General features: G+C 69.3%; 26 protein-coding genes. 1 reads left to right on the forward strand and 25 read right to left on the reverse strand.

The window, feature by feature from the left end:
• The first annotated feature begins 356 nt into the window (after nt 1-356).
• On the forward strand, nt 357-965 hold the full coding sequence (locus AC069H_RS05490; protein WP_478231465.1) for a murein hydrolase activator EnvC family protein: 609 nt from the start codon (nt 357-359) through the stop codon (nt 963-965).
• Between the two features lie 448 nt (nt 966-1,413).
• Here the strand turns inward: AC069H_RS05490 and AC069H_RS05495 are convergent, their stop codons facing one another.
• From AC069H_RS05495 to AC069H_RS05615, 25 genes are all read right to left on the reverse strand, one after another.
• Nucleotides 1,414-2,262, reverse strand: a complete 849-nt coding sequence (locus tag AC069H_RS05495; RefSeq protein WP_478225590.1) for a FliA/WhiG family RNA polymerase sigma factor — start codon at nt 2,260-2,262, stop codon at nt 1,414-1,416.
• Nucleotides 2,263-2,369: 107 nt separating this feature from the next.
• On the reverse strand, nt 2,370-3,365 hold the full coding sequence (locus tag AC069H_RS05500; RefSeq protein ID WP_478231466.1) for a tyrosine recombinase XerC: 996 nt from the start codon (nt 3,363-3,365) through the stop codon (nt 2,370-2,372).
• 105 nt (nt 3,366-3,470) lie between these two features.
• Nucleotides 3,471-4,610: a DNA-processing protein DprA gene (dprA, locus tag AC069H_RS05505; protein ID WP_478231467.1), complete on the reverse strand. Its 1,140-nt coding sequence runs from the start codon at nt 4,608-4,610 to the stop codon at nt 3,471-3,473.
• Nucleotides 4,607-6,118, reverse strand: a complete 1,512-nt coding sequence (locus tag AC069H_RS05510) for a YifB family Mg chelatase-like AAA ATPase (protein WP_478231468.1) — start codon at nt 6,116-6,118, stop codon at nt 4,607-4,609. The genes dprA and AC069H_RS05510 overlap by 4 nt, the downstream gene beginning before the upstream one ends.
• Complete coding sequence (locus AC069H_RS05515; RefSeq protein WP_478231469.1) at nt 6,119-6,505, reverse strand: YraN family protein; 387 nt, start codon at nt 6,503-6,505, stop codon at nt 6,119-6,121.
• 232 nt (nt 6,506-6,737) lie between these two features.
• Entirely contained in the window at nt 6,738-7,061 is a 324-nt protein-coding gene (locus AC069H_RS05520; RefSeq protein ID WP_003096226.1) for a DUF2469 domain-containing protein, read from the reverse strand.
• Nucleotides 7,058-7,837 (reverse strand): ribonuclease HII, encoded by a 780-nt coding sequence (locus AC069H_RS05525; RefSeq protein WP_478225856.1) that lies wholly within the window; start codon nt 7,835-7,837, stop codon nt 7,058-7,060. The genes AC069H_RS05520 and AC069H_RS05525 overlap by 4 nt, the downstream gene beginning before the upstream one ends.
• Before the next feature lie 58 nt (nt 7,838-7,895).
• Nucleotides 7,896-8,846, reverse strand: a complete 951-nt coding sequence (gene lepB / locus AC069H_RS05530) for a signal peptidase I (RefSeq protein ID WP_478225594.1) — start codon at nt 8,844-8,846, stop codon at nt 7,896-7,898.
• Nucleotides 8,847-8,877: 31 nt separating this feature from the next.
• Nucleotides 8,878-9,246: a 50S ribosomal protein L19 gene (gene rplS, locus AC069H_RS05535; protein ID WP_005154717.1), complete on the reverse strand. Its 369-nt coding sequence runs from the start codon at nt 9,244-9,246 to the stop codon at nt 8,878-8,880.
• A gap of 182 nt (nt 9,247-9,428) precedes the next feature.
• The gene (gene trmD / locus AC069H_RS05540; RefSeq protein WP_478231470.1) at nt 9,429-10,193 is read right to left on the reverse strand and encodes a tRNA (guanosine(37)-N1)-methyltransferase TrmD; all 765 of its coding nucleotides are present in this window, start codon (nt 10,191-10,193) and stop codon (nt 9,429-9,431) included.
• Nucleotides 10,193-10,705: a ribosome maturation factor RimM gene (rimM, locus tag AC069H_RS05545; RefSeq protein ID WP_340687343.1), complete on the reverse strand. Its 513-nt coding sequence runs from the start codon at nt 10,703-10,705 to the stop codon at nt 10,193-10,195. The genes trmD and rimM overlap by 1 nt, the downstream gene beginning before the upstream one ends.
• A gap of 16 nt (nt 10,706-10,721) precedes the next feature.
• Nucleotides 10,722-10,961 carry an RNA-binding protein gene (locus tag AC069H_RS05550; protein ID WP_003103110.1) on the reverse strand — a complete coding sequence of 80 codons (240 nt, stop codon included), beginning with the start codon at nt 10,959-10,961 and terminating at the stop codon, nt 10,722-10,724.
• A complete protein-coding gene (rpsP, locus tag AC069H_RS05555) occupies nt 10,958-11,404 on the reverse strand; it encodes a 30S ribosomal protein S16 (protein WP_005154724.1) in 447 nt (148 codons plus the stop codon). Before rpsP ends, AC069H_RS05550 begins: the two co-directional genes overlap by 4 nt.
• A gap of 157 nt (nt 11,405-11,561) precedes the next feature.
• Complete coding sequence (locus AC069H_RS05560) at nt 11,562-12,368, reverse strand: lysostaphin resistance A-like protein (RefSeq protein ID WP_478225596.1); 807 nt, start codon at nt 12,366-12,368, stop codon at nt 11,562-11,564.
• Between the two features lie 57 nt (nt 12,369-12,425).
• Nucleotides 12,426-13,175 (reverse strand): CPBP family intramembrane glutamic endopeptidase, encoded by a 750-nt coding sequence (locus AC069H_RS05565; RefSeq protein WP_350579133.1) that lies wholly within the window; start codon nt 13,173-13,175, stop codon nt 12,426-12,428.
• Between the two features lie 139 nt (nt 13,176-13,314).
• Complete coding sequence (locus tag AC069H_RS05570; protein WP_478231471.1) at nt 13,315-14,388, reverse strand: amidohydrolase family protein; 1,074 nt, start codon at nt 14,386-14,388, stop codon at nt 13,315-13,317.
• Nucleotides 14,389-14,392: 4 nt separating this feature from the next.
• The gene (gene ffh, locus AC069H_RS05575) at nt 14,393-15,928 is read right to left on the reverse strand and encodes a signal recognition particle protein (RefSeq protein ID WP_007032900.1); all 1,536 of its coding nucleotides are present in this window, start codon (nt 15,926-15,928) and stop codon (nt 14,393-14,395) included.
• Nucleotides 15,929-16,006: 78 nt separating this feature from the next.
• Nucleotides 16,007-16,987: a pentapeptide repeat-containing protein gene (locus AC069H_RS05580; protein ID WP_478231472.1), complete on the reverse strand. Its 981-nt coding sequence runs from the start codon at nt 16,985-16,987 to the stop codon at nt 16,007-16,009.
• Nucleotides 16,906-17,607, reverse strand: coding sequence for a pentapeptide repeat-containing protein (locus tag AC069H_RS05585; RefSeq protein ID WP_478231473.1), 702 nt, complete (start codon nt 17,605-17,607; stop codon nt 16,906-16,908). The genes AC069H_RS05580 and AC069H_RS05585 overlap by 82 nt, the downstream gene beginning before the upstream one ends.
• A 260-nt stretch (nt 17,608-17,867) precedes the next feature.
• Nucleotides 17,868-18,707, reverse strand: coding sequence for a non-homologous end joining protein Ku (gene ku, locus AC069H_RS05590; RefSeq protein WP_478231474.1), 840 nt, complete (start codon nt 18,705-18,707; stop codon nt 17,868-17,870).
• A 50-nt stretch (nt 18,708-18,757) separates the two neighbouring features.
• Entirely contained in the window at nt 18,758-19,150 is a 393-nt protein-coding gene (locus AC069H_RS05595; RefSeq protein ID WP_465431354.1) for a hypothetical protein, read from the reverse strand.
• Nucleotides 19,151-19,315: 165 nt separating this feature from the next.
• Nucleotides 19,316-19,903 (reverse strand): EamA family transporter, encoded by a 588-nt coding sequence (locus AC069H_RS05600; protein ID WP_478231475.1) that lies wholly within the window; start codon nt 19,901-19,903, stop codon nt 19,316-19,318.
• Nucleotides 19,904-19,953: 50 nt separating this feature from the next.
• The gene (locus tag AC069H_RS05605) at nt 19,954-22,269 is read right to left on the reverse strand and encodes a [protein-PII] uridylyltransferase (RefSeq protein WP_478231476.1); all 2,316 of its coding nucleotides are present in this window, start codon (nt 22,267-22,269) and stop codon (nt 19,954-19,956) included.
• Between the two features lie 9 nt (nt 22,270-22,278).
• Nucleotides 22,279-22,617, reverse strand: coding sequence for a P-II family nitrogen regulator (locus AC069H_RS05610; RefSeq protein ID WP_020630602.1), 339 nt, complete (start codon nt 22,615-22,617; stop codon nt 22,279-22,281).
• Nucleotides 22,614-24,008, reverse strand: coding sequence for an ammonium transporter (locus AC069H_RS05615; RefSeq protein ID WP_478225603.1), 1,395 nt, complete (start codon nt 24,006-24,008; stop codon nt 22,614-22,616). Before AC069H_RS05615 ends, AC069H_RS05610 begins: the two co-directional genes overlap by 4 nt.
• Between the last annotated feature and the right edge of the window lie 41 nt (nt 24,009-24,049).

Raw genomic sequence — 24,049 nt, forward strand, 5'->3', positions numbered from 1 at the left:
GTGCGCGCCCGGCTCCGCCGGAACGCGCTTGCTCGGTTCGTCGCTCTCGGCCGGGTGGCCGATCGCCCTGGTGCCGATGCTCGGGCCCGGACCCGGGAGCGAAGTACCCCAGGGACCGCCGGGCCGTGTGCCCCCGGCTGTCCTGACCCTCCGTGAGGAGATCGGCCATCGGGAGCGCGCACGTGCACGCGAAGTCAGTCCGCTGCCGCGGACCGCGCAAAAGAGTCTACTCCCTGTCGCCACCGGGTACCGCACCGGCAGCCCCGGATGAGAGGGGTTGTCCACAACCGCCTCGGTTATCCACAGATTCCACCGGCGCGCCCCGCACGCCACGCCGTACCCCCAACCTGGAACACATGACCTCGACGACCTCTTCCCGCCCTGTCACCAGGCATTCCTTCGCGATCGACCGCACCGGCGGCAGGCACCGCCGCCCAGGGCACGCACGACGCCTTCCCCGCCTCGCGATCCTCGCGACCGTGCTCGCGATTCTCACGTCCGCGACGATGCCCGGGACGGCGAGAGGGGCGCCCTCCCCGCAGGGGCGCCTCTCCTGGCCGCTCTCGCCGGCACCGAGCGTCACCAGGTACTTCGAGCCGCCCTCGACGCCGTACGGCCCCGGTCATCGGGGCGTCGACCTAGCCGCGCCACCGGGTGCGAACGTGCTCGCGTCCGCCGAGGGAGTGGTGATGTTCGCCGGGCAGGTGGCGGGCCGCGGAGTGGTGTCGCTCGATCACGACGGAGGCCTGCGCACCACCTACCAACCGCTCGCCCCGACGGTCACCGCGGGTGATCAGGTCTACCGCGGCCAGGTGCTCGGAACGCTCGCGGCGGGCCACCCGGGCTGCCCGGAGCCGGCGTGTCTGCATTTCGGTGTGCGGCGGGGCGAAGAGTACGTCGATCCGCTCACGGTGATCGGTGAGCCGTCCGAGATCCGCCTCAAACCCTGGGAAGGGACTGAGTGAGCGCTTCGGAAGGCCGGTGCCCATGGCCTGCGGGTCTCGAGGACGGATGGGTCGCAGGCGTTGCCCGCGGAGCCGCAGGGTGGGTCGCGTGGTCCTGGCTTTGGTTCCTGGCGTGGTCCTGTTCGCCCTTGCTGCTGTTTCGGTGGATGGCGCGATTCGCGTGTCCAGGCACGGGACGCGCGTGATTTGGGGAGCGAACACGCCGGGACCGGACTCCGCACCAGGTGATCCGGCGCGAGACACGCATGATCCGGCTCCACACACGTGTCTTCCGGCTGGAGACACGTGTCGTCCGTCCAAGCACACGCGTCGTCACCGCCGCCCCCGGAGCATGCGACACACGCAGGGAAAGGGGTTCCGGTAGCGCAGCGAGGTTGCGACGCGGACCTCGGGTTATCGCGGCCCACCCGAAGCAGCTCGGCTGATCGTCGCGGAAACAGGACGGTGGCTAGGCCTGCTCGACCAGTTTGGCGCGCAACCGCATGACGGCGCGGGTGTGCAGTTGGCTGACCCGAGACTCGGTGACGCCGAGGACCTTGCCGATCTCGGCGAGCGTCAGGCTTTCGAAGTAGTAGAGACCGACCACGATCCGGTCGCGTTCGGTGAGCTGGGCGATCGCCTGCGCGAGCTGACGGCGGTTGTCCTGGTCGACCAGGACGGCCACCGGGTCGACGGCGCCGTCGTCGGGCAGGGTGTCGACCAGCGAGCCGCTGTCCTTGCCGGCGGCGACCAGGTCTTCCAGCGCGATGATGCTGGTCAGCTGCATCTGGCCGTAGAACTCACGAAGGTCGTCGACGCTGATTTCGAGCTCGGCCGCGAGCTCGGCGTCGGTCGGGGTGCGGTTCAGCCGGGCGCCGAGGCGTTCCAGCGCGCGCTCGGCTTCGCGGGCCTTGCTGCGTACCGCTCTGGGGACCCAGTCCTGGGAGCGGAGGTCGTCGAGGATCGCGCCCCGGATGCGCTGCATGGCGTAGGTCTCGAAGCGCAGGCCCCTGGCGGGTTCGAACTTCTCGATCGCGTCGACCAGGCCGAAGATCCCGGACTGGATCAGGTCACCGACGTCGACATGGGTCGGCAGCCCGGTGCCGACCCGGCCCGCGACGTACTTGACGAGCGGGGCGTAGTGCAGCACGAGCCGGTCGCGCACGATCTGGTCGGGAGACTCAGTGAACTCACGCCACAGCGCCTGGATCCCGGCGTCCACTTCGTAGCCGGTCCGCGCTTCGGGCGCGACGGCAGGACCGTCCCCGCCGGGGCGGTGTTTCCCGGCGGCTTCGGTGACATGTGGGTCGGCGGTCATCGGACCGCCGTTCTCAGCATGCGACTCAGCGTGTTCTCCGTGCTCGTGCGGATGCGCGTGCGCCGCCGGTTCGGGCCGCCGGGTCACCTGCCGAGTCCTCCCCGGCATCATCGGGCCCGGGGGTGCGCGCGGTCGTGGATCGCCTTCAGCCGATCGACGGTCACATGAGTGTAGAGCTGCGTTGTGGCCAGCGTAGCGTGACCAAGCAGTTCCTGAACGCTTCGAAGATCAGCACCCCCTTCGAGCAGATGGGTGGCTGCGGAATGCCTCAAGCCGTGCGGTCCCATGTCGTTCGCGCCCGGCACCGAACCGACGGCTTCGTGGACGACCCGGCGGGCCGCCCGCGGATCGAGCCTGCCTCCCCGCGCTCCCAAAAAGAGCGCCGCCTCCGCGGGCCCCTTCGCTTCGACGGCGAGCCTTCCCCTGCCCTCGTCCAGCCACGCCCGCAAGGCCGCTTCGGCGGGGACGCCGAACGGCACGACACGTTCCTTCCCGCCCTTGCCCAGCACGAGCACGACCCGGCGGGAAAAATCGACGTCGCCCACATCCAGCCCGCACAGTTCCGAGACCCGCACACCGGTCGCGTAGAGCAGTTCCACGATGGCACTGTCCCTCAAAGCCACCGGGTCGCGCTGTTCGGCACCGGCGGCTGAGAAGCGCATGACGTCACTGGCCTGCTCCGCGCGGAGGACCCCGGGAAGCTTGCGATGCGCGCGCGGCGCCACCAGCCGCCCACCCGGATCCGACGCGAGCGCCCCGCCTCGGTGGGCCCACGCGGTGAAGGTGCGGGCCGCCGCGGCTCGCCTGGCCAACGTCGTCCGGCTCGCCCCTTCCTCGCGTTGCCGGGCGAGCCAGCCGCGCAGCGTCCCGATGTCGAGGTCGGAGAACCGGCCACCGTTCCCGTCCACGAAACCCATCAGCGACACCACGTCGCCGAGGTAGGCACGCACCGTATGCGCGGATAGCCCGCGTTCGAGGGAAAGGTGCCGCTCGTAGTCGTCGATCAGCTTCCGGACAGGCTCCGGCAGCGCGGCACGGGCGGCGCGCAGATCGGGTCTGCGGGCGCGTTTCCCCGTGCCGTGGGGACCTTCGGTCGACGGCATGCCGATCACGCTGCGCGATGTACGGCGGATGGTCAAGTATCGCCGCACCCTGTTGCGGTGTCCGTGGTCGGATCGTGCCGGGATGGCGCCTCACGTGTAGGCCAGTCAGGTCTTGGCGGTCCGTCTTCGCCACCCTGCGTCACCCCTTTCCGCGAAGCCGTCGAGTTCGAGCGCCGGAAGCAGCGAACGGACACGTTCGACCGGGATGCCGGACTCGGCGGCGATCCGTTCCACCTGCCTCGCCGACCGATCGGACAGCGCGTCGTGCACTCGCAGCGCCTCCGGACCGAGCCGATCGGTGTGGCGGCGCGGTTTCGACGGATCCGCTCCGGCCGTGCCGAACCGTCCCGCCGTTTCGAGGATCTCGTCGACCGAGGTCACCAGCGTGGCCTCGCCTTCGCGGATCAGCGCGTGACAGCCGGCGGACATCGCCGAAGACACCGGTCCCGGCATGGCCATCACGACCTTGCCGAGCGCTCCGGCCGTCCCCGCGGTGTTCCGCGCGCCGCTTCGCCTGCCCGCCTCGACCACGACGGTCCCTTCCGTGAGTGCCGCGATGAGCCTGTTCCGGACGAGGAAGCGATGCCTCGCGGGTGTGGTGCCTGGCGGGTACTCGCTGACCACCGCGCCGGTCTTACCGATGGAGCGCAACAAGGTCGCGTGCTGGGCCGGATAGCCGACGTCGACACCACAGCCGAGCAAGGCGACCGTCGTACCGTCCGCGCTCAACGCGCCCCGGTGGGCCGCGCCGTCGATGCCGTACGCCGCCCCCGAGAACACCGGGATCCCACGGCTCGCGAGGTGGTAGCCCACCTCGGCCGCGTTGTGCTCGCCGTACCCGGTCGCCGCGCGGGCACCGACGATCGCGATCGCCTGGTCCACGGCCTCGTCGAGCCTCGCGGGGCCGCGTACCCACAGCGCCAGCGGTGGCGCCACGCCGGAAACGCCCCTGCTTTGGGCCACGGCCAGCGAAAGCAACGGCCAGGCCGGCCATTCGTCGTCTTCCGGGATGACGAGACGGGCCTCGCCCGCCTCGGCTCGCTCCAGATCCCGCTCGGCGTAGTCGTGTGCTCGCCGCGCGGCGGTCTCGTCGCGCACCTTCGGCGGGCATTCGGCACTTCGCACTCGTTCCGCGGCGGCGACGGGGCCGAACTCACCGACGAAATCGGCCAAGGCGGGTGCCGGCGGCTCGGCCACGCGCAGGAGATACGACCGGGCGATGCGCTCGGCGTCGAGTTCACTCATCCGGATGACCTCTCTCGGAAGTTCAGGGCAGCCGCGACCTCGTCCGCCTCCGGCTTGTCGGCGCCCTTCAAATCGGCGAGCGTCCAAGCGATGCGAAGGCAGCGGTCGGCGCCGCGCGCGGTGATCGCGCCCCGCTCCAACGCTCGGTCCAGCAACGCCGTGACCTGCGGCGGCAGCGCGAACTCACGGCGCAGCGCCGGGCCGGGCACCTCCGCGTTCGTGAGCCAGCCCTGCTCCGCCCAGCGTTTTCCGGCCCGTTCGCGCGCCTCCAGCACTCGCTCCCGGACGGCCGCCGACGCTTCGGGCGGCTCACTCAGGTGTGCGCTGAGCGCGGAAAGCGGGCGCAGCCGAACCCGCAAATCCACCCGATCGAGTAATGGCCCGGAGAGTCGGCTCAAGTAGCGCCTCCGCACGGTCGCGGAGCACGTGCAGTCGGCGTCCTTCGCCGGAGCGCAAGGGCAGGGATTGGTCGCCAGTACCAGTTGGAACCGTGCCGGGTACCGCACGGCACCCTTGACCCTCGCGATCCGCACTTCGCCCTCTTCGAGCACCGTACGCAGCGACTCCAGCCGCTCCGGGCCGAATTCGCACACCTCGTCGAGGAACAGGATTCCCCGGTGCGCCCGGCTGATCGCGCCGGGCACGGCAAGGCCGCTTCCACCGCCGATCAGGGCGGGCACGCTGATCGAGTGATGAGGCGCGACGAACGGCGGCACGGTGACGAGCGGCGCGGACCGCGAAAGCGAACCGTCGATCGAATGAACCGCTGTCACCTGCAACGACTCTTCAGCGGTCAGTCGCGGAAGAAGGCCTGGGAGGCGCCGAGCGAGCATTGTCTTCCCCACCCCGGGCGGTCCGGTCATGAGCAGGTGATGCCCGCCCGCCGCGGCCACCTCCAGTGCCCACCGCGCTTCCGGCTGTCCCACGACGTCGGCGAGGTCGGGTACCCGCGGCGGCTCCTGGACGACGGACGGCTCGGGACGGGTGAGTTCCCCTTCGCCCTTGAGCCAATCCACGAATTCGCTCAGCCGCGCTACCCCGCGGACTTCCAAGCCGTCCACGAGTGCGGCTTCGAACAGCGACTCGGCGGGTACGACGGCCCTCCGGTACCCCGCGTTGCGTGCCGCCAGCAGTCCCGGCAGGACCCCGCGGACCACCCGCACCCGGCCGTCCAGGGCGAGTTCGCCGAGCAGCACGGTGTTCAGCAGTTTCGTGGCGGGAACCGATCCGGTCGCGGCCATGATCGCCGCCGCGATCCCCAGGTCGTAACCGGACCCCACCTTCGGCAGATTCGCCGGTGACAGGCCAAGGATCACCCGCTCGTCCGGCCAGGTCCGCCCCGAATTGCGAACGGCGGAGCGGACCCTGTCCTTGGCCTCTTTCAGCCCCGTGTCGGGCAGTCCGACCATCGTCACCTTCGGCGAGCCACCGCCGATGTCGGCCTCGATCTCGATCATCCTGCCTTCGACACCGAGCAACGCGACGGACCAGGCCCTCGCCAGTGCCATTCAGAACGCCGCCTTGATATGCCGCACCTTGGGCTTGGCGTCGGGCCGGGCGACGATCGCGATGATGTCGTAGCGGACGGGGCACCAGCGGAGCATGAACTGGCGCTGCCACTGGTACGCGAGACGGCGGATGCGGTCCGCCTTGTCCGGGGTCACCGCCTCGGCGGGCGTGCCGAAACCCACCCCGGTCCTCGTCTTCACCTCGCAGAAGACGAGGCGTTTGGTGTCGGTCGCTATGAGATCCAGTTCGCCGTCACGGCAACGCCAATTGCGGCACAAGACGACATAGCCCGTCTTTTCCAGATGCCGGACCGCGAGCTCCTCGCCCCATCGGCCCAGTTCGATATGTGGTGCCCCGGCGGACGGCTGTTCGGCCGTGCTCGTCATCTCGATCCCCCTCAGCGATCGTCACGGTGCGTGTGCGATCAACGCTGCCAGGGTGAGGGGGCGGCGGACAGGTCTGATTTCGTCGCCTGTGGACAACCGGGGTGTTGTGGATGGTTCGGCCGTCGCGGAAGCTCGCCGGGCGGAATCGTCGGTGGGCTGTGCTAGGCGCCCCGGAGATACGTGAAGGCCCCCTTCACACGATGAAGGGGGCCTTCATGGACGTTCCGAAAGATCAGCCGGAGAACGGCCCGTCCTCCGGCAACCGGAGATCCGGTTTGTCGAGTTCCTCGACGTTGACGTCCTTGAACGTGATGACCCGGACGTGCTTGACGAACCTTGCCGGCCGGTACATGTCCCAGACCCATGCGTCGGACATGCGGACCTCGAAGTACACCTCACCGCCGCCGTCGCGCACCTGCACGTCGACGGCGTTGGCCAGATAGAACCGCCGCTCGGTCTCCACCACGTACGAGAACTGGCCGACTATGTCGCGATACTCGCGGTAAAGCGAGAGCTCCATCTCGGTCTCGTACTTCTCGAGATCCTCTGCGCTCATGAAATCCGCGCCCCTCCTCGCGATTTTGCTGCTGTTCCAGCGGCGGAGCGTTCATTGTCACCCACGTACGGGCCGAGGGCACGTATCGGCACGCTCGGGTTTTCCAGTGCCGCGACGGTCAGCACCACCGGGTGAGGTGGTGGCACGCGGTGCGCGGCGGCCGCGGTGGCCACGTTCGTGTACGACCAGCGATGGACCGGGCTCGGACCGTGAGTGTCCAGCGCCGCGCTGTGGTCGGTGGTGCTGTACCCCTTGTGCACGTCGAAACCGTAATGCGGGTGAACGTCGTGCAGGTCGCCCATGATGCGGTCCCGGGTGACCTTGGCCAGCACGGACGCCGCCGCCACGCACGCGACGGCCTTGTCCCCTTTGAGCACCGGGACGCTCGGGGCGGGCAGCCCGGACACGCGGAATCCGTCGGTCAGGACGTAGCCAGGTGTGTTCCGCAGCGCCGAGACGGCGCGCCGCATGCCTTCGAGGTTCATGACATGGATGCCGAACAGGTCGATCTCGGCGGCCGGTATGACGATGACCGAGTAGTCGACGGCACGCTGGACGACCCGGTCGTACACCCGGTCGCGAGCCTTGGCCGTGAGCACCTTCGAGTCGGTGAGCTCGGGCAGGCGGGCGGCGTCCCCCGGGCGCAGGACACAGGCGGCCACGACGAGCGGGCCGGCGCAAGCGCCGCGCCCTGCCTCGTCGACTCCGGCGACGGGCCCGAGGCCCCGCCGGTCCAGCGCACCCTGCAACCCCCAGAAGAGGTCACCACGCACCACTGCCCGCGGCGGCCGAAGCGGCTCGGCCGGTGTGAGCGGTACAGGAAATCTCAAGGCCTTACCGCCTCCGGTCGACCGCCTTGCGCACTCCGGCCGACATCCGCCTGCCGAGGAAGAGCACGGGCCACGCCGCGGCGACACCGACGCCGAGGGGAAGCCCCTGCTGCCAGGCGGGCGCACTGAGCGCCAGCGGCTGGGCGTTCGCCTGCGGGTTGTGGTCCGAAACGCCGCCCCAGCGGCCCGGCGGGAGCACGATGATCCGCGCCTTCCCGATGATGTTCTCGACCGGAATCGCGCCGTTGACCCCGCCGCCGCCCTGGCGCCGTGAGTCGCTCGAATTGTTGCGGTTGTCGCCCATCACCCAGACATAGCCGGCAGGCACCTTGACCGGAGCGAACGTGTCCTGGACGGGCTTGCCGCTCTCATCCACGTTGGAACCCGGTTCCCAGTGGATGTACGGCTCGTCGAGCGCCTTGCCGTCCACGATCACCCGGTTCTGCGGATCGCAGCACTGCACAGTCTGCCCGGCGGTCGCGATGATCCGCTTGACGAAGTCACGCTCGTCCGGCGGCGCGAACCCGATCAGGGAACCCAGCGTGCGGAATCCGGTGACGAAGATGTTGCTGGACTCCGGCGTGTCGATCTCGCCGACCCAGGCGGGCGGTCCCTTGAAGACGACCACGTCGCCGGGGCCGGGATCGGTGAAGTCGTACGTGATCCGGTCGACCAGGATCCGGTCGCCCGTGCACCCCGCGCAGCCGTGCAGCGTGGTCTCCATCGACCCCGAGGGGATCATGTAGACCTTGGCGAGGAACTGCTGGATCAAGATCGTCAGCACGAGTGCCACGACGATCAGGATCGGCAGTTCCTTCCAGAACGACCGCTTCTTGTTGACCTTGCCGAATTTCTTGGATCCGGACCGGCCCCGCCGGGAGGCCCTGGTGGGGCGCTCCTCTTCGGGGCGATCGGGCTCGTCTTCGGAGGTGTTCTGGGACACGGGTTCGACCACGACGCCAGGTTACCTGTAACCGTGCGGCTACCTACTTGGCGGAGGTCGTCTCGCGGTTTTCGCGGCGTTCCTTGATCTTGGCGGCCTTGCCGCGCAGCTCGCGGAGGTAGTACAGCTTCGCCCGGCGGACGTCACCGCGCTTGAAGACCTCGACCTCGGCGATGTTCGGCGAGTGCACCGGGAAGGTGCGCTCCACGCCGATGCCGAACGACACCTTGCGGACCGTGAAGGTCTCGCGGATGCCGCCGCCCTGGCGACGCAGCACGACGCCCTGGAAGATCTGGTTGCGCTCGCGGTTGCCCTCGATGACGCGGACGTGAACCTTGAGCGTGTCGCCCGGTCGGAAGTCCGGGATGTCGGAACGCAGTGACTGCGCGTCCAGCGCGTCCAGGGTGTTCATCGGTGGTCCGTCCTCGTCTTCGTATGGCTTACGTGCAGCTTGGGCGCGCAGTGTCGGGCACTGCGACCTACCCGGGGGCTGATGGCGTTCCGGCCGACCTCGCGCTTTGACTCCGGCCAATGGCAGAAGTACAAATTCGCGCGTCCGCTCACGCCAACCTGTCAAGTATTGCAGACCAGGTCTCAGGCGTTTGACCCGGCCTGGCCGCCGTCCTCGTGCAACCGCTCGAGGACGGCGAGATCGTGCTTGTCGAGACTACCTTCCGGCAGTTGCCCGATCAGTTCGGGCCTGCGCCGCACGGTGCGTTCCAGCGCCTGGTCGCGGCGCCAGCGGTCGATCAGCGCGTGGTTTCCCGAACGCAGGACGTCCGGTACGGCCAGGTCGCGCCAGACCTCCGGCCGGGTGTAGCTGGGACCTTCGAGCAGCCCGTCGGAGAACGAGTCCTCCTCGGCGGAGCGGGCGTTGCCGAGGACTCCGGGCAGCAGCCGGACGACGGCCTCGACCATCACCAGTACCGCGGCCTCGCCGCCGACCAGCACGTAGTCGCCGATGGAGACCTCGTCGACGGGCATCCGCCTCGCGGCGTCGTCGATCACCCGCTGGTCGATGCCCTCGTAGCGGCCGCACGCGAACACCAGGTGCTCCTCGGTGGCGTACTGGTGGGCCATGGCCTGGGTGAACGGCCGCCCGGCGGGGGTCGGGACCACGAGGCGGGTGTTCTCGCCGCAGACATCGTCCAGGGCGGGGCCCCAGATCTGGGGTTTCATCACCATGCCGGGCCCGCCGCCGTACGGCGCGTCGTCGACGGCGCGGTGGACGTCGTGCGTCCAGTTCCGCAGGTCGTGGACGCCGACCTCGATGAGGCCGCGGTCGATCGCGCGCCCGAGCAGCGCGGCGCGGAGCGGGTCGAGGTATTCGGGGAAGATCGTGACGACGTCGAGGCGCATCAGGCGTCCAGCAGGCCTTCCGGCGGGTCGATGACCACGCGGCCGCCCGGGACGTCGACCGCCGGGACGATCGCCTTCACGAACGGCACCAGCACCTCTCGTCCGTCGTGCTCGATCGACAGCAGCTCACCGGCGGGCGAGTGCACGATTTCGAGCACCTTGCCGACGACCGTGCCGTCGGCGAGTTCGGCCCGCAGGCCTTCGAGTTCGTGGTCGTAGAACTCGTCGGGGTCTTCGGTCGGCGGCAGCGTCGAGGTGTCGGCGATCAGCAGCGCGCCGCGGAGGGTCTCCGCGACGTCCCTGGTCAGCACCTCTTCGAAACGCACCAGCAGCCGCCCGCTGTGCTCGCGGGCGGCTGCGATGGTGAGGTCTCTGCTGCTGCCGTCACGCAGCTTCGTCGTGACGGCCGAACCGACCGCGAACCGCTGTTCCGGCGAGTCCGTGCGCACGTCCACCGCGAGCTCCCCGCGGATTCCGTGCGCCTTGGCGATCCGGCCGACTACGACGTCCATCCCGTTGTGTCCTTGGTCAGCGATCGGTGTCGACGACGTCCACGCGGACGCCGCGGCCACCGATGCCGCCCATGACGGTGCGCAGGGCGGTCGCGGTACGACCGCCCCGGCCGATCACCTTGCCGAGATCGTCGGGGTGCACGTGCACCTCGAGCGTGCGGCCACGACGCGTGGTCAGCAGCTCGACCCGGACCTCGTCCGGGTTGTCGACGATCCCGCGCACCAGGTGCTCGAGGGAGTCAGCGAGGAAGCTCACGCCTCGGCCTTGTCACCCTCGGCGGCTTCGGCCTTGTCGGCTTCGGCCTTCTTCGGAGCGGACTTCTTCTTCGGCGTGGTGGCCTCGGCGGAGGCCGAGTCACCGGCGGCGGCGAGCGCGGCGTTGAACAGGTCCTGCTTCGACGGCTTCGGCTCGGCGACCTTCAGGGTGCCCTCGGCGCCCGGCAGGCCCTTGAACTTCTGCCAGTCACCGGTGATCTCGAGGATGCGCTGGACCGGCTCGGTCGGCTGGGCACCGACGGACAGCCAGTGCTGGGCCCGCTCGGTGTCGACCTCGATGAAGCTCGGCTCTTCCTTGGGGTGGTACTTGCCGATCGTCTCGATGGCCTTGCCATCACGGCGGGTGCGCGCGTCGGCGACGATGATGCGGTAGTACGGCGCACGGATCTTGCCGAGACGCTGCAGCTTGATCTTGACGGCCACGGGTGTGGGTACTCCTCAGTTCTCTCTGATGCATGTGGAAGGCGTACGCCAGCCGAGTGGGGACACGGCTGCGCACACCCGAAGGGTGAGCTCGGGCGCGGTGAGAGGGTCCGGCCAAAGCAGGCAAGCGTACATTCTGCCAGACGCTGATCGGCTGTCAGAACGCGGCTATCCCGAGCGAGGCCAGCAGGATCGTCACGGCCGGGAGGAAGTTGTTCACCTGATGGGCGACCACGCTGCCGAGCAGCCGCCCGGTGAACACCCTGGCCAGCCCGATCGGGATCGCGATCACCAGCAGCAACGTGGTGCGCAGCGGTTCCAGGTGGCTCGCCGCGAAAACGGCCGTGGAGACCAGGAACGCCGCGATCCTCCCCCAGCGTTCGGTGCGCCACGTCAACCGTTCCACCGCGCCCCACAGAAGGCCGCGGTAGATGATCTCCTCGCAGATCGGCCCGACCAGCCACAGGTAGATGAACATGACCACGGCCGCCGAGACCGACATCCGCCGGTCCTCCACGAGCGCGCTGATCGCCGAGGTCGCGTTCTCGTCGCCGACGACCTGCGTCCAGATGTAGGCGGCGAGCGAGGTGAACCCGAGCCCGAGCACACCGAGCTTGAGCCCGACCTTGACGTCGGCCCAGCTCCAGCCGATCCGCAGGTCGGTGAATGGACCGTTGCCACGCAGGCGGGTGATCAGCAGCGCGACCCCGGCGGCGATCATCGTCGGCAGCATGGTGCCCAGCAGCACCATGCGCATCGGCAGGGGCTGACCGGGCTGGACGTCGCCGAGCAGGACGCTGATGAACGCCGCCGACGCCAGCAGGACGGCTTCCACCAGGAGGAAGGCCCCGAATCCCCAGCGATGCGGCGGTGGCGTGTCGGGCGCGGCCACCTCACCTCCGGCAATGAGCTCATCCGGCGGCGCGGCCTCGGGGATCGGCTCCCTGGGCTGAGATACGGTCACGCCGATCCTCCGGTGATCGTTCGGTTACTCAAAGACTCTAACCGCCTGGACCGGCGATCACCTCGCCGCGAAGAGCAATACAGCCGGTGGGAGGTTGTTGGCGGCGTGCGCGATCACGGACGCGCTCACCCTGCCGGAGAGGTAGCGGGCGAGACCGATGGCGATGCCCTGGCCGAACAACGCGATCGTGCGCGCGGCCTCGCCGTGCAACTGGGCGAACACCAGTGCGGTGACCAGCAGGATCACCCACGAGGGCAGGCGGTGGAAGCCCATGGCGTTCCACAGCGTGCCGCGGAACAGCAGTTCTTCGGTGACCGGAGCGGCGAGGACGACGATGACCGCGGCCAGCACCAGCCAGATCGTGTCGCCGTCGGTGGTGCCCGACAGCTCGGTGATCGGGCCGGGCGAGACGTCGGAGAAGGTCCTGTCGTCGCTGTCGGTCCCGTACACGGCGAGCAGGAGCAGGTTGAGGAGGTAGCCGGCGGCGAGCGCGGCGGCCCCGCAAGCGAGCCCGATCCGGACGTCGCGCCAGGTGGGTTTGAGCCCGAAGTCCGTGCGGAGCCCCTGCCCCCAAACGCGTGAGCCGACCGCCGGGCCGAGACCGAGCACGAGGGTCGGCAGGAACGCGAGGATCAGCAGCGGGCCGACGTCACGGAGTTCGAGCGGGTCGTAGCCGCCGAAGCGGCCTGACATCAGGAAGCTCATGACGAGCGTGACGAGGTGGTATCCGGCGATGCCCGCGAAGAACGCTACAAAGCCCCAGTGCGCTCCGAGCACCAACCGCTCGCGAGCCTGCCCGTCGTCCACCACGCCTCCACGCTAGGCCGTGTCCTGTGAGTCTTGTTCGATGGGATTCGTGATCCAGGTGGTTCCTGGCGGCACGGAGACCGCGGACAAGACTCACAGGACACGGCCCAGTGCCGCTCCGGTCACGGATGGAGTCGGGTCAGGCGTAGATCTTGCCACGCAGCACGATGTGGCTCGGATGCCGCAGCACCGCGAGATCCTCGCGCGGATCGGACGGGTAGACGAGCAGATCGGCCGACGCGCCGTCGACGATTCCCGGTACGCCGAGCCATTCGCGGGCCGCCCACGAAGCCGAAGCCAGCGCCTGCTCCGCGGACATGCCCGCCTTGTGCAGCGCCTCGATCTCGTCGACGAGCCTGCCGTGCTCGACCATGCCGCCCGCGTCGCTTCCGGCGTACACCGCGACGCCCGCCTCGATCGCCGTCGAGACCATCTCCCCCACGCCGGCGTGCAGTGCCCGCATGTGGTCGGCGTACACCGGGTATTTGCCTGCCTTGTCCGCGATACCCGGGAAATTCTCGATGTTGATCAGAGTCGGCACGAGCGCGATCCCGCGTTCGGCGAGGACGTCCAGCTGGTCCGTAGAAAGCTCAGTGCCGTGTTCGAGGCAATCGATCCCCGCGTCGATCAGGCCCGGCAACGCGGCCTGGCCGAACACGTGCGCCGTCACCTTGGCGCCCTCGGCGTGCGCGGCGGCGATGGCCTCGGCGAGGACGTCGTCGGGCCAGAGCGGCGCGAGATCGCCGACACCGCGGTCGATCCAGTCGCCGACGAGTTTGACCCAGCCGTCACCGTCACGCGCTTGTTCGGCGACCGCCTTCGGAAGTTCGGAAGGGTCTTCGAGTTCGAGGCCCAGGCCGGGGATGTAGCGCTTGCGCAGGGCGAGATGCCGTCCGGCGCGGATGATCCGCGGCAGATCGGCCCGCTCCTGCAACGGCCGGACGTCGATCGGCAGCCCGCAGTCGCGGATCAGCAGCGTCCCGGCGTCGCGATCGGTGATCGCCTGTTCGGCGGCCTCTTCCAGCGTGGTCGCGCCGCCGACGCCGATCCCGGGGTGACAATGCGCGTCGACCAGCCCGGGAACCAGAAAGCCTTCCCGGACCACGGTTTCCGCTCCGGCGACCGGTTCGGTGGTGATCCGGCCGCCGGTGACCCACAGCTCGCGGTGCTCGCCGTCCGGCAGGACGACGCCGGCCAGGTGCAGCGCTTCCACGGGGCTACTTGTCCTTCGGCAGCTTGAACTTCTTCGGGTCGAACCCTGGTACGTCGTTCATGCCGCCGAGCTGCGAGAGGTCGGGCATTCCACCGGGCATACCGCCACCCGGGGGGAGCATCGGCATGCCGCCGGGGAAGCCGCCACGGACCTTGGGCTGCGTCGGGCCGCGCCCCTTGCCCTTCTTCCCCTTCTTGCCCTTGCGGTTCTTGCTGCCGCCGCCTCCGCCGCCGAAGCCGAACCGGCCCGCCATCTGCGCCATCATCTTGCGCGCTTCGAAGAACCGGTTGACCAGGTCGTTGACGTCGCGGACGGCGACACCGGAGCCCTTCGAGATCCGGACGCGGCGCGAGGCGTTGATGATCTTCGGGTCGGCCCGCTCGGCGGGGGTCATGCCGCGGATGATCGCCTGCAGCTTGTCGAGCTGCTTGTCGTCGACCTGCGCGAGCTGGTCCTTCATCTGCCCGGCGCCGGGCAGCATGCCGAGCAGGTTGCCGATCGGGCCCATCTTGCGGACCGCGAGCATCTGCTCGAGGAAGTCTTCGAGGGTGAGCTGGCCGCTGCCGAGTTTGGCCGCCGTCTGCTCGGCCTTCTCCTGGTCGAAGTGCTGCTCGGCCTGTTCGATGAGGCTGAGCACGTCGCCCATGCCGAGGATGCGGCTGGCCATCCGGTCCGGGTGGAAGAGGTCGAAGTCCTCGAGCTTCTCACCGTTGGAGGCGAACAGGATCGGCTGGCCGGTGACCTGGCGGACGGACAGCGCGGCACCACCGCGGGCGTCACCGTCGAGCTTGGTGAGCACGACACCGGTGAAGCCGACGCCGTCGCGGAACGCCTCGGCCGTGGTGACCGCGTCCTGACCGATCATCGCGTCGACGACGAACAGCGTCTCGTCCGGCGAAACGGCGTCGCGAATGTCCGCGGCCTGCTTCATCAGCTCTTCGTCGACGCCGAGACGGCCGGCGGTGTCGACCAGGACGATGTCGTGCTGGGCGCGCTTGGCCTCGTCGATGGCGCGGCGGGCGACGTCGACCGGGTCGCCGACGCCGTTCCCGGGCTCGGGCGCGAAGACCGCGACCCCGGCCCGCTCGCCGACGACCTGCAGCTGCGTGACCGCGTTGGGACGCTGGAGGTCACACGCGACCAGCATCGGCGCGTGGCCCTGCTTCTTCAGCCACATCGCGAGCTTGCCCGCGAGCGTCGTCTTACCGGCACCCTGCAGACCCGCGAGCATGATGACCGTCGGCGGGTTCTTCGCGAACGTGAGCCGCCTGGTCTCGCCGCCGAGGATGGTGACGAGTTCCTCGTTGACGATCTTGATGACCTGCTGCGCCGGGTTCAGCGCGCCGTGCACCTCGGCGCCCTTGGCGCGCTCCTTGATCCGGGCGATGAAGTCCTTGACCACAGACAGCGCGACATCCGCCTCGAGCAGCGCGATACGGATCTCGCGCGCGGTGGCGTCGATGTCGGCGTCGGAGAGCCTGCCCTTGCGAGACAGCGTCTGCAGGGCGGACGTGAGCCGATCGGAGAGGGTGTCGAACACGGGTGTGCACGCTCCAGCTGGGTCGTTGTGGCTCGCCGGTACCAACCGGCGGCTTCCCAGGGTAGTCGGTGTCGGAGGTCAGCGTTTGACGCGGTTGCGCACGGCCAGCAGTGCCAGGCCGAGCAGCAGCGGCCCGAGGACGCGCGTGACCAGCCGCAAGACCTCTCCGAGCGGCGTCAGGTCCTTCGGCAGCGACGCCAGTTTCGTTTCCAGCGAAACGGTGCTTTGGGCGACGTAGATCAACGTGTCACCGAAGGGGGGCGTGGTCTTGAAGCCGCCCAGCCAGATGCTCGTGCTCACGACGGCTATGAGGACCGCCAGGGTCGCGAGGGCTCTGAGGGCACGAAGTCCGTAGCCGGAGACGAGCCAGTAGAGATGGAGGATGACGCGCTCGGACCACGGGGTGGCCGGGCTGTGGCGGCGCATCTCCATCTCGCCGTAGTAGAAGTCGGCGGCACCGGGTTCGTTCTTGCTGTCTTCCTGCGCCTTGCGGAGCTGGCGGTAGAGGTCGGCGATGCGGCGCGGGCCGACCGGTGCGTCTCTGCGACTTCGCCAGGCGCGTTCCTCGGCGAGGACCTGGCGATTGCCGTACGAGCCGAAGGTGCAGTCGCCTTCCAACCTCAGTTTGTCCAGGTGATGCGCACCGGCGAAGCAGCAGTCCGCCAAGTCGACGTCGGTGAACACGAGGTCGGCGACATCCACTCCCTCGACAGACGTCACGGACGCGGCTCCCGTGACCGTCGAAGCCTTGCCGAACACCGACCTTTCCAAGCCGACCATCGACTGACGGACCAGCCTGAGCGTGACCCCTTCCTCGAACCTGGTCTCGAAACAGTCCATCGACGGCGACGCGACGAAGAGGGTCAACCGTCTTCGGAAGGTCGCGCGGCCGAAGTCCAGCCGCTCGGCGCTGACCGGCCCGTAGCGCTCGGCGGCGGTGAAGACGGCTCCCTGAAAACGGGCTTCCGCATGGAATCTCACGCCATCGAAGGTCGCTTCCCCATCGAAGGCGGCATCGTCGAACCGCGCGTCGTCATCGAACACGGCACCGTCGAACATCGCGGCCGCGGCGAACTTCGCCCGGTGAACGTGGCACGGCCGGTGAACCGCGACGACCCGAATCCCGCCTCGCCCGCGAATTCCGTTTCGCCGAAGGAAACAGCGCCGAAAGTCTGGCGGGAGAACGACACGTCGCTCGTGAACTTCGCCCGGTCGAACGCGGTGTCGCCGGAGAAGGTCGCGGTCGTGAACCCGACCTCCTCGAAAGCACAGTCCCGGAACGAGACCGGGCCACCGAACCAGGTCCGGTGAAAAGTGGTGCTGTCACGGAACCCGGCTTTGTCGAATCGCGCGCCGCCCTCGAACCTGGCATTCGTGAAGTCCGCGTCGAAGAACGTCACGTCCTCGAAAGCCACGGGCCCGGAAAAGCGCGCTTCGGCGAACTCCGCTCGGCCGAACTCCGCGCGACGGCCGTCGATACTCCCGACGGCGTCGACGAGCCTCTCGATCAGTTCGCCGGAAAGCTCGGTTCCCCGCAGGTCGACCTCCGCGCCGAGCGAGAGACCGTCGAAGTATTCGTCCCGCTGCCCGGGTTCGAGGTGCCGGAGACAATGATCGAAGTCGGGAACGCGGACGCCGCAGCAGTGTTCGAGTCCGCATACCGGCCAGGCCTCGCCCATGCGTCATTACTAGCGCACAAAACAGGGCTCCGGGACCGATCGCCCCTCGCAGACCGGTACCGGAGCCCCTACGGAAGGCTCGCCTCCCCGCGAGCCGACCGTAAGCACACTTGGCGAGCGTCGCGGGACTCGGTATCGCCGGACCCCCAGTACCAGGCGATTCGCTGCCCGCGCTCTCTCCGCGCGATGACATAACCATGCCTGGTCACCCTGGGGTCACGGCAGCGTGAAGACCCCCAACTCCCCCTGAGTAGATCTACTCAACTGGTCTTGGCCGCCGACGAAGCCCGCTCCGCCCGCGTCCGCGCCTGGCGCGCCTTGTCCGCCGCTTCCTTGGCTTTCTCGACCGGCCCCTGCTGCAAGGCCGCCAGCAGCCGCGTCACGCCTTCGGCCTGTTCGGCGGCGGTCGGCTGGAGGACGTCGTCGCCGTCCAGCTTGGCCTGGATGAGCGCTTCGAGCGCTTCACGGTAGTGATCGGTGTACCGGCCGGGGTCGAAATCCCGCGTGAGGTCCTCGATCAGCGAAACCGCGTTCCGCAGTTCCCCGCGCCGCAGGTCGACGTCCTCGTGCAGGAACGGGAAGTCGGGCCGCCGGATCTCGTCGGGCCACAGCATCGTCTCGAGCAGGATCACCTGGTCCCGCACGCGCAGCGCACCCAGCGTTTCGCGCTGCCGCAAGGTCACCTTCACGATCGCGATCCGCCCGGACTGCTGCAGCGCCTCGCTCAACAGCACGTACGGCTTCGTGCCGGCCGGCTCCGGCTCGAGGTAGTAGCTGCGCGCGAAGTACATCGGGTCGACCTGCTCGGCGGGGGTGAAGCCGACGACGTCCATCGACTGGGTGGTGGGCGGGAGCAGCGACGCGAAATCCCCGGCGGTCAGCAGGACGACGTCGCCGTTGGGGACGGGATACCCCTTGGCGATCTCGGCCGCGGGCACCTCGGCGCCGTCGACCTCGCAGACCCACTTCACCCGCACCCGGCCGCCGTCGGGCTCGTGCACCTGGTGGAGGGGGACGTTGTGCTCTTCGGTCGCGCTGTACGCCTTCACCGGAATGGCGTAGGTCCCGAATCCGATCGTGCCTTTCCACACCGCTCGCATGGCCCACCTCCGCCTGGTCAGCGTATCCACGCGCCGAAGGGGCGGGACAGCTACAAACGGGTGTCAGGGGCGACCGATTCGCTCACACATTCGAACGAGGGACGGGATTCGGCGAGTGCCTCGGCCGAACAGTCGACAGCGGTGGCCGCCGCACGGAGCACTTCGGCGACGACCTCGACGTCGACCATCGGGGCGGTGGCCAGCGCGCCTTCGCCTCCCCCTTCGACCCGGCCCGCCATGCCTTCGAGCGCGATGGCGAGGGCCTGCTGCCCCGCGACGAGGTGCCGGACCACCTTGAGCAGTTCGGGCACGGTCGCGGCGGTACCGGACGCGGTGAGGGAGACGGCGAGGTCGTCGGCGCACGCACGGAGATGGGAGGCCACGACCGTCGGCGGAAGCGTGATCCGCTGTGGTCCGGGCGAGTCCTGCTCGTGGTCGAGCACGTGCTCACCGCCCCTCCGGCTCCTTCGGGTCTCGACCGCGCACATCCTGCCACCGCTACGCTCCGCGATTCGCGCGACACCCCGGTCCCGGGTCATCCGTGACCGAGCAGGACCACCGCGGCCGCCGCCAGGACCAACCCCGCGGATCGCACGGGTCCCGGCCGCTCACGGAGTGCCCTGACGGGTGGCGAGGAGATACAGGACCAGTGACAACGCGGCGAAGCAGCCATTCGCCGCCGAGCCGACGGCGAAGCGCCACGGCAACCGCACACCGTTCCCTCGTCGGATGACGATCGGGAGGATCGCCGAAGTCGCCGCCAGCCTGCTCGCCACGACCGGCCAGAGACCGGCTTCCGGTGCCGCCCGCGCCAGCGCGAGATACTGGACGGCGAATCCCGGCACCGAGGGCCGCTCGCCCAGCAGGGGCACGCCGACGAGCACGGGCAGCGTCACGCTGCCCACCGCGCTGATCGGCACCACGATGCTCATCGCCCCGCCGATCAGACCGCGATAGAGGAAGACCATGCCGACGGCCGTGCCGAAGCCGGAGGCCGCGCCCCATACGAGGTCCGGCATCGACGGATCCGCCGGCGTGAGCAGCGGTACGGCACCGAGCATGAACACGAAACCGCCCGCCTGGCCGGCGAACGCGACGGCGGCGAAGTCGGCCCGCCTGGCCAGGAGCCCGCCCGCGAAGTCGACGAATCCGTAACAGAGGGCGGATCCCAGCGCGAGCAGAGTGGGATCGGGCATGGCGCTCGCCTACCCGGTGGACGGCGTCCCAAACGATCAAGGCACCGGCGTCAGGAAGCGGCGGCCAGCAGCGCGGCTTCGATCTTCGACCGCCACTCCTGGTCGACGCGGCCCGCCCGCGGCGCGACGGCGAACGAGTCGACGACGGCGCCACCGAGCGTGGCCACCTTCGCCCAGCGCACCTCGGCCTCGCACCGGCGCAGCGCGCCCGCGACCCGGTACAGCAGCCCGATCCGGTTCGCGGCCCGTAGTTCGACCACGACCGTGTCGTGCCCGCTGGTCTCGTCGTCGAACCAGATCACCTTCGCTTCTGCCGACGGCGTCTCCCCTCCGCCGTAGTCCCGTTCCTTGGCCGCGAGCCGCTGGGTGAGCGGCAGCGTCCCGGCCACCGCCCGCGCGAACTGCTCACGCAGCAGGGTGACGTCGGGCAGCGAGCCGAACTTCGGCGACGCGGTGAACACGCCGGCTCGTCCCCCGTCGTGCCCGCGCAGCACCGCCGCGTGGACTTCGAGCGAGTTCAGCGCGAGCACCCCGGCCGCGGGAGCCAGCAGTTCCGCGCGGGCCGGGACCGCCAGCACCACGGTCACGACCTTGCCGGCGGCGGTGATGCGCACCTCGCCACGGCCGGACGCGACGGCTTCGGCGACGAGCTCCCGCTGTTCGGCACCCATCGGCTCCGGCGGCACGAAACCCTTTCCGTGCAAGGCTTCTTCGCAACCGGAGACGAGTTCGGCGAGCAGGCGTGCCTTCCAGTCGGTCCACACGCCAGGCCCGGTGGCCAGCGAATCGGCCGTCGTCAGGGCGTGCAGCAGTTCCAGCAGGACGAGGTTCTCGTCGAGCGTCTTCGTCACTCGCTGGATCGTCGCGGGATCGCTGATGTCCCGCCGCGTCGCGGTGTGCGGCAGCAGCAGGTGATGCCGGACCATCGCCGCGACCAGCGCCGAATCGGCGTCCGTCAGCCCGAGCCGGGCCGCGACCTGGGCGCTGATCTTCGCGCCGAGTTCGGAGTGGTCCGCGTCGCGGCCCTTGCCGATGTCGTGCAGCAGCGCGCCGATCAGCAGCAGATCCGGCCGCGAAACGGTGGTCGTCAGTTTCGACGCCTCGACCGCGGCACGCACGAGATGCCTGTCGACGGTCCAGGAGTGCACCGGCGATCTCGGCGGGAGATCCCGCACCGCCCCCCATTCGGGGAACAGGCGCGCCCACAGGCCGGTGCGGTCCAGCGCCTCCACGGCGTCGACGAGTCCCTCGCCCGCGCCGAGCAATTCCACCAGCGCTTTGAGGGCGTCGGCGGGCCACGGTGCGCGCAGTTCCGGCGCGGTTTCGGCGAGGGCCCGCAGGGTCCCGTGCGCGATGGGCTTCCGGATCCGGGCCGACGCCGCGGCGACCCGCAGCAGCAGGGCCGGATCCTTGGCGGGCACCGCGTCCCGCGCCAGCGCGACTTCGTTCCCGTGCAGGACGACACCCTCGTCGAGCGGCGTCCGCACCGGCCGCCGCCCGAACCGCGCCCTTGGCGGTTCCACAGTGGACCGGAGCGCGACGTCCACCGCGTACGCGATCGTCCTGCCGACACCGGAAATCTTGCGCGCCAAGGTGAACCGGTCGCCGAACCCGAGCTCGCCCGCGACCGTCTCGGCCTCCGGCGCGCTGAGGATGTCCCGCTCACGGCGCAGTTCCCGGCGCAGTTCCGTCCGGACGTCGAGCAGCAGGCTCTTCGCGGCCAGTAGTTCCTCGCCGGGTCTCGCCGTCAGCTGTGCCGCCGCCAGCGCTTCCAAGACGGCGAAGTCGCGAAGCCCACCCCTGCCGTGCTTGAGATCCGGCTCGGCGGACTGCGCGATCTCGCCACTGCGGGCCCAGCGCTGACGCACCGCGTCAGCCAGCTCGCCCATCCGTTTCCTCGCGGTCCGCCGCCACTGGTCCCGTGCCGCGGCCGCCAGCCTGGCGGTGATCTCGGCGTCCCCGGAGATGTGGCGGATGTCGAGCAGCCCCATCGCGGTCCGCAGGTCCTCGGACGCCACCTTCAGCGCCTCACCCGGAGTGCGCACCGAGTGATCGAGACCGATCTTGGCGTCCCACAACGGGTACCAGATCGCGTCGGCGATCTCGCCGACCCGCGAGTTCCCGTTGTGCAGCAACAAAAGATCGAGATCGGAGAAGGGCACCAGCTCGCTGCGCCCCAGGCCGCCGACGGCGGCCAGCGCGACACCGGGTTCAGCGGTGTCGACGCCGGCCGCCGCAGCGCCCTTGCCCAACCAGAATTCGTAGAGGTCGACCAGGGCCGCCCGCAACGCGGTCGCCCCCAGCCTCCCGTGCCTGCCCTCGAGCAACCGCTCGGTGGCTTTGACCAGTTCACCCCCGTCGGCCATCCGTGACGCCTATAGGGCGTCCGAGCCGCGCTCGCCGGTGCGTACCCGGATGACCGTCTCCACCGGCGTCACCCAGATCTTGCCGTCACCGATCTTGCCGGTGTGGGCGGCCGTGGTGATCGCGTCGAGCACCTTCTCGACGTTGGAATCGTCGGTGACGACCTCGACCCGCAGCTTCGCCACGAAGTCCACGGAGTACTCGGCACCCCGGTAGACCTCGGTGTGGCCCTTCTGCCTGCCGTAGCCCTGCACCTCGCTGACCGTCATGCCGAGCACGCCCAGCTGCTCCAGCGCGGAGCGGACGTCGTCGAGCGTGAACGGCTTCACGATCGCGGTGATCAGCTTCATGCCTTGCTCTCCTCGAGTTTCGTGGCCGCGTTTCCGGTGGACGACTTGACCGGGATGGAGCTCGGCTGGCCGAGGCCGCCGCCCGATCCGGTGAAGTCGTACGCGCTCTCCGCGTGCTGGGCCTCATCGATACCACTGACCTCGTCCTCCGCGCTGACGCGGAACCCGCCGAGCTTCTTGATCACCCAGCCGATGACGAAGGTGAGCACGAACGAGTAGCCGAGGACGACGGCCGCCGCGAGCGCCTGCTTGCCCAGCTGGCCGAGGCCGCCACCGTAGAACAGGCCGTCGACGCCGAGCGAGTTGACGCTGGTGGTGCCGAAGAAACCGATGAGCAGCGTGCCGACGAGACCACCCACGAGGTGGACACCGACGACGTCGAGGGAGTCGTCGAATCCGAAGCGGAACTTGAGGCTGATCGCCAGCGCGCACAGGGCACCGGCGATGAGGCCGATGGCGATGGCACCCAGCGGGCTGACGAAACCGGCCGCCGGGGTGATCGCGACGAGACCCGCGACGGCACCGGAGGCGGCGCCGAGGGTGGTCGGCTTGCCGACCTTGATCTGCTCGATGATCAGCCAGCCGAGGATGGCGGCGGCGGTCGCGACGGTGGTGTTGGTGAACGCGACGGCGGCGAGGTCGTTGGCGGCCAGCGACGAACCGGCGTTGAAGCCGTACCAGCCGAACCACAGGAGCGCGGCACCCAGCAGCACGAACGGGACGTTGTGCGGACGTCCGGTGCCCTTCGGCCAGCCCTTGCGCTTGCCGAGCACGATCGCGAGCGCCAGTCCCGCCGCACCGGCGTTGATGTGGACCGCGGTACCGCCCGCGAAGTCGAGCGCCTTGAGCTGGTTGGCGATCCAGCCGCCGACCGAATCGGCGCTGATGAAGCCGTTGAACGAGAACACCCAGTGCGCGACCGGGAAGTACACGACGGTCACCCACACCGCGACGAACAGCGTCCAGCCCCAGAACTTGGCGCGGTCGGCGATGGCACCGGAGATCAGCGCGGGCGTGATGATCGCGAACATCAGCTGGAACATCACGAAGGCGAACAACGGCAGCGCGTCCGCACCGGGCCAGGCGACCTCGGGCGCGGTGTCGGTGGCGGCGGTCGCGAACCCGGCGAGTTTGCCGGAGATGTTCGAGAGACCGGCGAAGTCGAAGTTACCGAGCAATCCTCCGCCGATATCGTTGCCGAACGCCATCGTGAAGCCGTACAGCGTCCAGAGGACACCGACTACGGCGAGCGCGATGAAGTTCATCATCAACATGTTCAGGACGCTCTTCGCGCGGACCATGCCGCCGTAGAAGAACGCCAATCCCGGTGTCATGAGCATGACCAGCGCGGCGCTGATCAACACCCATGCGGTGTCTCCTGCGTTCAGCACAATCTTCCTCCCGTGCCTGGGGTGTACTGCGCAGGAATCTT

The organism is Amycolatopsis sp. NPDC043887 (genome assembly GCF_056435665.1).